This is a genomic window from uncultured Jannaschia sp., assembly GCF_947494025.1.
Lineage (GTDB): Bacteria > Pseudomonadota > Alphaproteobacteria > Rhodobacterales > Rhodobacteraceae > Jannaschia.
In genome coordinates this window covers 137,922-148,778 of the sequence record NZ_CANLTQ010000007.1, presented here as the reverse complement: position 1 = coordinate 148,778, position 10,857 = coordinate 137,922, and the positions used below count along the sequence as shown (strand labels likewise).

Sequence of the window (10,857 nt, the reverse complement as noted above, 5' to 3'; positions counted from 1 at the left end):
ACGGGCCGGGGACGAACTCGCGTTCGTCCCGTTCGGCGCTGAGGGCCGTCCACTGGACGCCCCTCCGGGCGCGCCTCACCCCTCGACCTTGGTGTAGGTGCCTTCGCCGGCGAGGATCGAGCGGAAACCGCCCGGCGCGTCGAGCGAGAAGACGATGATCGGCAGCCCGTTCTCGCGGGCGAGCGCGATGGCCGACGCGTCCATCACCCGCAGGTGCTTGGTCAGCACCTCGTCGTAGCTCACCTTGTCGTAGCGCTTCGCGTCGGGATGCTTCACCGGATCCTTGTCGTAGACCCCGTCGACCTTGGTGCCCTTGAAGATCGCCTGGCACGACATCTCCGAGGCGCGCAGCGTCGCGGCGGTGTCGGTCGTGAAATAGGGGTTCCCCGTCCCCGCCGCGAAGATCACCACGCGCTTCTTCTCCAGATGGCGCACCGCGCGGCGGCGGATATAGGGCTCGCAGACCTGGTCCATCGGGATGGCCGAGATCACCCGCGTATGAAGACCCAGCGCCTCCAGCGCCCCCTGCATGGCGAGCGCGTTCATCACCGTGGCGAGCATGCCCATGTAATCGGCCGTGGTCCGCTCCATCCCCTGCGCGGAGCCCTGCAACCCGCGGAAGATGTTGCCCCCGCCGATCACCATGGCGATCTCGACGCCCATCGCCTGCACCGACCGCACCTCACGGGCGATGCGCTCCACGGTCGGGGGATGCAGGCCGAAGCTCTGCGGCCCCATCAGCGCCTCGCCGGAGATCTTGAGCATCACCCGGTTGTGGACGGTCCTGAGCGGCGGATGGCCGGAGATCGTCTCGGTCGCCGCATGCGGCAGGTCGTCGGCGATGGTCGCGGGGGCCTCGTCCGTCGGTCGGTCCGGCATGGCTTGTCCCCTCGGCTTGTTGCGGGCGGACATATGGCGGATTACGCCTCGCGGGGCAACCGGGCCCCGCCCGTCCCCGCACCGATGGAAGATCGCCGCGCAACATGCTGGAACTGCTCGCATCCATCCCCGCCGACCGCCCCGTTCTGCTTGCCGGGCCGACCGCGTCGGGCAAGTCCGCGCTGGCGGGCGCCATCGCGCGGACGGGCGGCGGGCGGATCGTGAACGCCGACGCGCTGCAGGTCTTCGCGGACTGGCGCGTCCTGACCGCGCGGCCCGCCCCCGAGGAGGAGGCCGAGGCCCCCCACGCGCTCTACGGCCATGTGGAATGGACGCGCGCCTATTCGGTCGGCGACTGGCTGCGCGACGTGGCCCCCATCCTGCGCGCGGGGCCACGCCCGATCGTCGTCGGCGGGACCGGGCTCTACTTCCGCGCGCTCACCGAAGGGCTGGCCGGGATCCCGCCGACCCCGCCCGAGATCCGGGCCGAGGCCGAAGCGCGCCTCGCGGCGATCGGGCTCGACGCCCTGGGCCGCGAACTCTCGGCGGACGTTCGCGCCGATCTCGACCTCGCGAACCCGATGCGGGTGCTGCGCGCCTGGGAGGTGGCGCGCGCCACCGGCCGCTCCATCCGCGACTGGCAGGCCGACACCCCGCCGCCGCTCCTGCCGCTTCGCGGGGCGACTCCCCTCGTGATCGACGCGCCGAAGGCGTGGCTCGACCCGCGGATCGCGCGCCGCTTCGACGCGATGCTGGCGGCGGGCGCGCTCGCGGAGGCGCGGGCCGTGCTGCCCCGCTGGGATCCCGCGCTCAACGCCGCGCAGGCCATCGGCGCGGCGGAACTCGTGGCCCATCTGCGGGGCGGGATCGACCTCGACACGGCCCGCGACCGCGCCGTGCTCGCCACGCGCCGCTACGCCAAGCGGCAACGGACGTGGTTCCGCGCCCGGATGCGCGACTGGAGGCGCGTCGACGCCACCGCCCTCTGAGGAACCCGTGCGGGCCTCCGCGACGTTGGTCCCCGCACCGCAACCGATTCCCGGAGTCCACCCATGTCCGATCTCAGCTGGACCAAACCCGTCATGCGCGCCGGCTATGCCGGACGCGGCCTGACCTATCTCGCCGTCGCCGGCCTGTCGCTCTGGACGATCTGGCGCGGGGGCGAGGCGAAGGGCACCTCCTCGGCGATGGAGATCCTGTCGAACAGTTTCTGGGGCGTCGCGGTTCTCTGGCTCATCGCCATCGGCCTGTTCGCCTACGCGATCTGGCGGGGGATCGACGCGATCGAGGATCTGGAGGCCTACGGCAACGAGGCGAAGGGGATGGTCGCCCGGACGGGCATGATCACGACCGGCCTCCTCCACGGCGCGCTCGGCGGCGTGGCGATCTCGCTCGCCTTCGGCGGCGGGAGCGGGGGCGGCTCCGGCGAATCCGGGGGCGGCTCGGACGGGGGCGGCTCGGGCGGGGGCGGCGGCATCGCCGGCATCGTCTCGCAGGTGCTCGAGCTGCCCGGCGGGCGATGGATCGTGATGCTCGCCGGTCTCGCGACGATCGGGGCCGGGCTCTACTACGTCAAGAAGGGCTGGAAGGCCGAATACCGCAAGGAGCTTCGCGCCAACCGCTTCACGCGGAACTACGACTGGGCGCTGCGCGCGGGCGTGATCGCGCAGGGCGTGGTCGTCACGATCATCGGCGGCTTCTTCGTCCTCGCCGGCTGGCGCCATTCCAGCTCCGAGGCGGGCGGCATCGACAAGGCGTTCGAATGGCTCTCCTCGCAGCCCTTCGGCCAGACGCTGGTGACGCTTCTCTGCGTCGGTCTGCTGGGATTCGCGTTCTTCTGCTTCGTGAACGCCGCCTACCGGATCATCCCGAAAGTTGCGGGCGACTCGATCGAGACGCTGGGGGCGAAACTGAAGTCGCTGTCCTGAGTTCGGGCGCGTCCTCGGGTCCGGGCGTCCAGACCCGCAGGCCGCGCGCGTTCGGATGGTCACCGGCCGAAGGGTGGACCGACTCGCTCGCGTCCCGCCCCACGGCCCGCCGCGCGCGCGACAGGAACACCCAGCCGAAGCCCCGCCAGTTGCCCACCGAGGGCGCGTCCGGATCGGCCGGAAAGCGGTCGCGCCAGCCGGGCGGAAGGTCGAGGCCCGACGCCTCCATCCGCCCGAGCAGCCAGCGCAGCGACACGTTCGCCAGCGACCGCGAGGCCGCGCGCCCGCCCAGATGGCCGCCCACGTCGCCGTGGCTTCCCCGGAACCAGACCTGCTCCACGCTCGCCGTGCGGCTTCCATGCGTCCGCCAGCGATCGAGCGCGTAGGCGTTCCGCGTCTCGTCCAGCGCCATCGCGTGGAAGCCCCGCTCGACCGACAGGCCCAGACGGTGCGACCGGAAGGCATGGACCTCGGGAAACAACCGCCAGAGCACGGGCCAGCGGATGCCCACCGCCTGCACCGTGTCGAAGACGCCGACCGCCGCGATCCGCACCCGCGTGTGGCAGTAGCGCGCGGCGAAACTGCGCGCGGCGGGCGTGGTCGGATCCTCGCGGTAATGGTCGTAGGCCTCCTGCACATGCGCGTCCAGGGAATGCTCGGCCCGCAGGAGGCCCACCCGGTCGATCATGCCCGCGAGCGCCCGCACCGCGTAGGCGCCGCGCGAATAGCCCATCAGGTAGATTCGATCGCCCGGCTGGTAGCGGCGGGCCAGAAAGGCGTAGGCGCGCCGGATCTGCAGGTTGATGCCGACGCCCGCCATCACCTCGGCCACGTGCCGCCAGCCGCGCCACTCGATCCCCGGTTCGTAATAGATCGAATGCGACGTGTCCGCCTCCAGCATCCGGTAGCACAGCCCGATCGAGGTCTCGAAGCCCGGCTCCAGCGTGCTCAGCGTCCCGTCGAGCAGCACCACATGCGTTCGCGCCGCCGGCGGATCCTTGGTCCGCGTCCCGTCGCCCCGCCGCCAAAGGCCCCGGAGCCAGCGGCCGAGCGCCGTACTACCCGGCGGCAACGGCCTCGGCGTCCCGCAGCATCGCCCAGACGCGGGCGGGCGTGAACGGCATGTCGGCGCGGCGGATGCCCAGGGGCCAGAGCGCGTCGAGCGCGGCGTTGCCGACCGCGGCCATCGCGCCCACGGTGCCCGCCTCGCCGCAGCCCTTCATGCCCAGCACGTTCGCCGTGGAGGGCACGGGCTCGGAATGGAAGGCGATCATCGGCACGGCCACCGCGCGCGGCATGCCGTAATCCATGAAGCTCGCCGTCAGGAGCTGGCCGTCCGCGTCGTAGACGACATGCTCGGTCACCGCCTGCCCGATCCCCTGCGCGACGCCGCCATGGACCTGCCCCTCGGCCAGCATCGGGTTCATCAGGTTGCCGAAATCGTCGGCCACCGTGTAGCGGACCACGTCGAGCTGGCCGGTCTCCCGGTCGATCTCCACCTCGCAAAGGTGGCAGCCGTTCGGGTAGGACCGCCCCGGCAGCTCGGTCGTCTCCCGCGTGCGCAAAAGCTCCGTCCGGCCCGCCATCCGCGCTTCGGCGGCGGCCTCCATCATGTCCATCACCCGGTTCGAGTCCGGGGCGCGGAACACGCCCTCCTCGAAGGCGACCTCCCCCACCTCCAGAAGCTCCGCCACGAAGGGGGTGAAACGCTCGATCACCTTTTCCGCCGTGCCGCGGTTCGCGGTCCCCTGCGTCGTCACCGAGCGGGAGCCGCCGGTGCCGCCGCCCTTGGCGATCCGGTCGCTGTCGCCCTGCACCACGTCGATCCGCGCGATGTCGATGCCCAGATCGTTGGCGAGGAACTGCTTGTAGACCGTCTCGTGCCCCTGCCCGTTGGACTGCGTGCCGACGTAGAGGTTCACGCGTCCATCCTCGGTGAACTCGACCTCGGCCGTCTCGCTCGGGTCGCCCAGGATCGACTCGATGTAGTAGCACAGGCCCAGCCCGCGCAGCTTGCCCCGCGCCTCGCTTTCCGCGCGCCGCGCCGCGAAGCCCGCCACGTCGCCCTCGGCCTCGGCCCGGCCCAGCACGCGCGCGAAGTCGCCCACGTCGTAGGTCTCGCCCGTGGCGGAGAGGTAGGGGAACTGGTCGGGCCGGATGAAGCAGGTCCGGCGCAGCTCGAACGGATCGACGCCCAGCTCGCGCGCGGCATGGTCCATCGCCCGCTCCAGCACGTAGATCGCCTCCGGCCGCCCGGCGCCGCGATAGGCGTCGACCTGCGTGGTGTTGGTGAAGACGCCCGTCGAGGTCATGAAGCAGGCCTGCACGTCGTAGGTGCCCGGCATCACCTTGGAGAACAGCTCCGACTGGATGTTCTGCGCGTAGCCGGAATTGTAGGCGCCCAGATTGGCGACGTTGTCCATCCGGTAGGCCACCAGCCGGTTGCCCGCGTCGAAGCCGAGCTTCGCCGTGCAGACGAGGTCGCGGCCCGCATTGTCGGAAAGCATCGCCTCCGAGCGATCCGACATCCAGCGCACCGGCCGGCCCAGCGCGCGCGCCGCGTGGCCCACCAGAACCGTCTCGGGATACATCATCCCCTTCATGCCGAAGCCGCCGCCCACGTCGACGGTCGTGACCCGCACCGCATCCGCCTCCATCCCGAGACTGGCGGCGAGTTGCGCCTTCGGCCCCCACACCCCCTGCGAGTTGACGCAGACATGCAGCCGCTCGCCCTCCATCTCCGCCCAGGCGCCCCTGGGCTCGAGCGAGGCGCAGATGATGCGGTTGTCGTCCACGGTGAGCTCGACCACCCGCGCCGCGCCGGCCAGCGCCGCCTCGCAGGCGTCCTCGTCGCCCTTGGCGTAGCGGTAGGCCACGTTGTCGGGCGCCTCGTCGTGGATCCCGGCGCCCCCCGGCGCCACGTCGACCTTGGCGGGCAGATCCTCGAACTCGACCTCGATGGCCTCCGCCGCGTCGCGCGCCTGATCGAGCGTGTCGGCGATCACCATCGCCACCGCCTCGCCCACGAACCGCACGCGCCCCTTGGCCAGAAGCGGCCGGCGCGGATCGGCCCCGCGGGAGCCGTCGCGGTTCCTGACCGGGCTCGTCGGCAGGTCGTTCTCCACCCCCGCCGCCTCGACCGCCGCCGCGGTCAGCACGGCATGGACGCCCGGCATCCCCTCGGCCCCGGTCACGTCCAGCGCGGCGATCTCTGCATGCGCCACCGGCGAGCGCAGCACGAAGGCGCGCAGCGCCCCCGTCGGCGCGGTGTCGTCCACGTATTCCCCCCGCCCCGTGAGCAGGCGCGGATCCTCCGTGCGGCGGACGGATTCGTTCAGGCCGAACTTCGCGGGCATCTGGTTCATCGGGTCACTCCGGGGGCGTCTGGGGGCGTCTGGTTCGGGGCGGATTTTACGCCCCTTCGCGTGGGTGTCCAGAGACGCCCCCGGCCCTGCGTCCATCGGTCGGGGCGCGCGGGCCACGTCGCCTCTGCCCGGAACGCTCGCGAAGTTCGGCCGGGATGCCCCGCACCCGGCATGCGCCCGCCCGCCCCCACGGCGGATGCGTTCGCACCCCCCTCGGCCGGGCGCGTGCCTTCCGTCGGGTGCGACATTGGCCGTGGAGCGATGGCTGCAAGCGGAACGTCCGGCCTGACCCCCGGCCCGATCCTTGCGGATCGGGCGTTCGGCGGTTCGGGCGCGCCACCGGCGCCCCCGATCCGGCCCCTTGGGGCCGGACCCCGCCTCACCCTTTCCCTCTCCCCGCGCCCGCGCTACTCCCCCACCCCAAGCACGGGGGACCGACACGATGAGCATGGACAAGACCTTCGACGCCGCCACGGCCGAGGCCCGGATCGGCCGCGACTGGATCGAGGGCGGCCATTTCCGCGCCGGCGCCAACGCGAAGCCCGGCGCCCCCGCCTTCTCCGTCCTGATCCCGCCCCCCAACGTGACCGGCGCGCTCCACATGGGCCACGCCTTCAACAACACGCTGCAGGACATCCTCACCCGCTGGCACCGGATGCGCGGCCACGACACGCTCTGGCAGCCGGGCACCGACCATGCGGGCATCGCCACGCAGATGGTCACCGAACGCGCCCTCGCCGCCGCCGGCGAGCCCTCGCGGCAGGAGCTGGGCCGCGAGCGGTTCCTGGAACGCGTCTGGCAGCAGAAGTCGAATTCCCGCGGCAACATCATCGGCCAGCTCCAGCGCCTCGGCGCGTCCTGCGACTGGGAGCGGGAGGCCTTCACGATGGGCGGCGCCCCCGGCGACCCGGAGCCCTCCACCCAGAACTTCCACGACGCCGTGATCCGCGTCTTCGTCGATCTTTACGAGCGCGGGCTGATCTATCGCGGCAAGCGGCTGGTGAACTGGGATCCGCAGTTCGAGACCGCGATCTCCGACCTCGAAGTGGAATCGGTCGAGACGCCCGGCCACATGTGGCACTTCCGCTACCCGCTCGCCGGCGGCGCGACCTACGACTACACGGAGCGCGACGAGGACGGGAATGTCCTCTTCACCGAAACGCGGGACTACATCTCCATCGCCACCACCCGGCCCGAGACGATGCTGGGCGACGGCGCGGTGGCGGTCCACCCGTCGGACGAACGCTACGCCGCGATCGTGGGACAGCTCTGCGAGATTCCCGTCGGCCCGAAGGAGCACCGCCGCCGGATCCCGATCATCGCCGACGAATACCCCGACCCCGCCTTCGGCTCCGGCGCGGTCAAGATCACCGGCGCGCACGATTTCAACGACTACGGCGTGGCCAAGCGCGGCAATATCCCCTGCTACCGGCTGATGGACACCAGGGCGCGGATGCGCGACGACGGCGCCCCCTACGCGGAGGCCGCCGAGCTGGCGCGGCGACTGCGCGAGGGCGCGGAGATGTCGGAGGCGGAGATCGACGCGATCAACCTCGTCCCCGACCACCTGCGCGGCCTCGACCGGCTGGAGGCCCGCGCCAGGGTCGTCGAGGAGATCACCGCCGAGGGGCTGGCCGTCATGGTCCCCGAGAGCGACCCCCGCCTCGGCCGGAAATCCGCCGCATCCGCCGCGCCCGCCGGCGGTCAGGACGGCGCGCCGGGCGACAGCTTCGAGGAGGGCGCCACCGCGCCCGAACTCGCGCTCGTCCCGCTGGTCGAGCCGAAGCAGATCATGCAGCCGCACGGCGACCGCTCCAAGGTGGTCATCGAGCCGATGCTGACCGACCAGTGGTTCGTGAACACCGCGCGGATCGTTCAGCCCGCCATCGACGCGGTGCGCGACGGCACGGTCCGCATCCTGCCCAAGGGCGATGAGAAGGTCTATTTCAACTGGCTCGAGAACATCGAGCCGTGGTGTATTTCCCGCCAGCTCTGGTGGGGGCATCAGGTGCCGGTCTGGTACACGCTCGACCCGAGGGGCGGCTCCGACTGGCTGCCCGTCTGCGCCGCCACCGAGGCCGAGGCGCGAGACCGGATCGCCACGATGCACGGCCCGGACGCCGAGGTTCGCTTCGTCGAGGGCGAGGCGGAAGCGCTCGACATCCTCGAAGACGACCTCGAAGGGCTCGGCGTGCGGACCGAGGGGCGCATCCGCCAGGCCCAGGGCCCGCAGGCCATCCCCGCCTTCCGCGATCCCGACGTCCTCGACACCTGGTTCTCCTCCGGTCTCTGGCCGCTCGGCACGCTGGGCTGGCCGGAGCAGACCCCCGAGCTCGACCGCTACTACCCCACCTCCGTCCTCGTCACCGGCTTCGACATCCTGTTCTTCTGGGTCGCCCGGATGATGATGATGCAGCTCGCCGCCACCGACGAGGCGAAGCCCGTCGCCGAGCGCGTTCCGTTCCGCGACGTCTATGTCCACGCCCTCGTCCGCGACGAGAAGGGCAAGAAGATGTCGAAGTCGCTCGGCAACGTGCTCGACCCGCTCGACCTGATCGATGAATACGGCGCCGACGCGGTGCGCTTCACGCTGGCCTCCATGGCTGCGATGGGCCGCGACCTGAAGCTCTCCACCCAGCGCATCGCCGGCTACCGCAACTTCGGCACCAAGCTCTGGAACGCCGTCCGCTTCGCCGAGATGAACGAGGTCGACTTCACCCATGCCACCGCTGTGCCACAGATGTCCCACAGCGGTAACACAGCCGTAACACGGGGCTCCGCGGTCAATCGCTGGATCGTCGGCGAGACGGCGCGCGTCCGCGAGGAGGTCGACGCCGCCCTCGCCGCCTACCGCTTCGACGACGCCGCCGGCGCCCTCTACCGCTTCGTCTGGAACGTCGTCTGCGACTGGTACGTGGAGCTGTCGAAGCCCGTTCTCCAGGGCGAAGACGCTGATGCAAAAGCGGAAACCCGCGCCGTCATGGGCTGGGTCCTGAACCGCTGCATGACGCTCCTGCATCCGTTCATGCCGTTCATCACCGAGGAGCTCTGGCGCGTCACCGGCCACGGGGGGATGCTCGTCCACGGCGACTGGCCCGAGAACGACACCTCCGAACTCGTTAATGAAGCAGCGGAATCTGAAATCCGCTGGGTCATCGCCTTCGTCGAGGCCGTCCGCTCCGCCCGCGCCCAGATGAACGTCCCCGCCGGTGCGCAGGTGCCCGTGATCGCGGTGGAATGGGACGACACCGCCCGCCGCGCCTACGCGGCGAACGCCCCGATGATCGCCGCGCTGGCCCGCATCGAGAGCCTGACCGAGGGGCCCGCCCCGAAGGGCGCCATCGCCGTCGCCGCGAAGGGCGGCCGGTTCGCCCTGCCGCTCGAAGGCGTGATCGACGTCGCCGCCGAACGCGCCCGGCTGGAAAAGTCGCGCACCAAGCTCGACAAGGAGATCAAGGGGATGGAAGGCCGCGTGAACAACCCGAACTTCGCCGCCTCCGCCCCGCCCGAGGTGGTGGAGGAGACCCGCGCCAACCTTGCCGCGCGGCAGGAGGATCGCGGCGCGGTGCAGGCGGCGCTCGATGCGCTGGCGGAGCTGGGGTAAGGTTCCGTCAAGCTTTGGGAAAGGTTAAGCCGGTTGCGAAAGGATTGATCCAACCGATGGACATATCCCGCCCGTGAGCTGGAACATCCTCGTCGTCGGTCAGGCCGGCCGGCTCGCGCACGAGGCGGCGCTTTTCGCCGCGACGCTCCGGCACAATTCCCCCCGGTGGTCCGGCCGCCTCGTCGTGGCGGAGCCGCAGCCCGGCCCGCTCTGGCCCGCCGATCCGCGCATTCCCGAGGGGCCGCAGCGCGATCTCCTCCGTCATCTCGGCGCGGAGATCGTCCCCTTCGAGAACCGCCATTTCGGCGCATCCTATCCGCAGGGCAACAAGATCGAGGGACTCGCCGCGCTGCCCGGGGGGCCGTTCGTCTTTTTCGACACGGACACCGCGATCACCGGCGAGCTCGCCGATCTCGCCATCGACTTCGCCCGGCCTGCGGCCAGCATGAAGCGCGAGAACACATGGCCGGACCCGCCGCTCTACGGTCCCGATTACAACGGGATATGGGGTGTCCTTCACGCACGGCGCGGCGGGCGGGTCGAGGATACGCTCGACACGCGATGGCCCGAGGGCCACTGGCAGCGCCATCTGTACTTCAACGCGGGCTGGTTCTTCGGCGCCGACCCGGTCGCCTTCCGCCGTGCCTTCGAGGGGGCCGCGCTGACGATCCGCGACGACCCGCCCGACGAGCTGGCCGCCCAGAGCCTCGATCCCTGGCTCGACCAGGCCGCCCTGCCCCTCGCCGTGCATGAGCTCGGCGGCGGGCGGCCGGGCGCGCGGGGCGGCATCGCCGAGGGCGTGTTCGACGGCAGCCATTCGGTCCACTGGCGCGCCATGCCGCTTTTCTACGCCACCGCGCCCGATGCGGCGATCGCCGCTGTCGAGGCGGCCGCACGCCCCAACCGGGTCAAGAAGGTGCTGAAGGCGTACGAGCCGTTCCGCCGCTTCCTTTATCAGGGCAAGGGCGCGCGGGCGCGGGCGCTCTTCGACCGGGCGGACCTGCCGCGAAAGGAACAGGCGATCCGTAACCGGCTGAGGCGCGAAGGGCTGTGGATGCGGTGAGGCGGCCGTTCCGTCGCC

7 protein-coding genes are annotated in these 10,857 nt (G+C 71.3%); 4 read left to right on the top strand and 3 right to left on the bottom strand.

All coding sequences use genetic code 11. The features are described 5' to 3' along the window. Positions 1 to 75 precede the first annotated feature (75 nt). Positions 76 to 765, bottom strand: a complete 690-nt coding sequence (pyrH, locus tag Q1B08_RS11765) for a UMP kinase (RefSeq protein ID WP_299818732.1) — start codon at positions 763 to 765, stop codon at positions 76 to 78. Positions 766 to 983: 218 nt separating this feature from the next. Here pyrH and miaA point away from each other — a divergent pair, with 218 nt between their 5' ends. After that, complete coding sequence (gene miaA, locus Q1B08_RS11760; protein WP_299818714.1) at positions 984 to 1,868, top strand: tRNA (adenosine(37)-N6)-dimethylallyltransferase MiaA; 885 nt, start codon at positions 984 to 986, stop codon at positions 1,866 to 1,868. A gap of 63 nt (positions 1,869 to 1,931) precedes the next feature. Continuing rightward, complete coding sequence (locus Q1B08_RS11755) at positions 1,932 to 2,807, top strand: DUF1206 domain-containing protein (RefSeq protein WP_299818711.1); 876 nt, start codon at positions 1,932 to 1,934, stop codon at positions 2,805 to 2,807. Here the strand turns inward: Q1B08_RS11755 and Q1B08_RS11750 are convergent. Together Q1B08_RS11750 and Q1B08_RS11745 are read right to left on the bottom strand one after the other, a co-directional pair. Beyond that, complete coding sequence (locus tag Q1B08_RS11750) at positions 2,743 to 3,879, bottom strand: DUF2235 domain-containing protein (RefSeq protein ID WP_299818708.1); 1,137 nt, start codon at positions 3,877 to 3,879, stop codon at positions 2,743 to 2,745. The two genes, Q1B08_RS11755 and Q1B08_RS11750, sit on opposite strands and share 65 nt — an antisense overlap. Beyond that, on the bottom strand, positions 3,866 to 6,172 hold the full coding sequence (locus tag Q1B08_RS11745; RefSeq protein WP_299818705.1) for a xanthine dehydrogenase family protein molybdopterin-binding subunit: 2,307 nt from the start codon (positions 6,170 to 6,172) through the stop codon (positions 3,866 to 3,868). Before Q1B08_RS11745 ends, Q1B08_RS11750 begins: the two co-directional genes overlap by 14 nt. 442 nt (positions 6,173 to 6,614) lie before the next feature. Here Q1B08_RS11745 and Q1B08_RS11740 point away from each other — a divergent pair, with 442 nt between their 5' ends. Then, complete coding sequence (locus Q1B08_RS11740; protein WP_299818702.1) at positions 6,615 to 9,776, top strand: valine--tRNA ligase; 3,162 nt, start codon at positions 6,615 to 6,617, stop codon at positions 9,774 to 9,776. A 73-nt stretch (positions 9,777 to 9,849) separates the two neighbouring features. Then, positions 9,850 to 10,839, top strand: coding sequence for a hypothetical protein (locus Q1B08_RS11735; protein WP_299818699.1), 990 nt, complete (start codon positions 9,850 to 9,852; stop codon positions 10,837 to 10,839). Positions 10,840 to 10,857 lie beyond the last annotated feature (18 nt).

Coding starts and splice junctions, on each gene's coding strand:
- miaA (WP_299818714.1), top strand. CDS start 984: ATGCTGGAACTGCTCGCATCCATCCCCGCCGACCGCCCCGTTCTGCTT.
- Q1B08_RS11755 (WP_299818711.1), top strand. CDS start 1,932: ATGTCCGATCTCAGCTGGACCAAACCCGTCATGCGCGCCGGCTATGCC.
- pyrH (WP_299818732.1), bottom strand. CDS start 765: ATGCTCAAGATCTCCGGCGAGGCGCTGATGGGGCCGCAGAGCTTCGGC.
- Q1B08_RS11745 (WP_299818705.1), bottom strand. CDS start 6,172: ATGAACCAGATGCCCGCGAAGTTCGGCCTGAACGAATCCGTCCGCCGC.
- Q1B08_RS11740 (WP_299818702.1), top strand. CDS start 6,615: ATGAGCATGGACAAGACCTTCGACGCCGCCACGGCCGAGGCCCGGATC.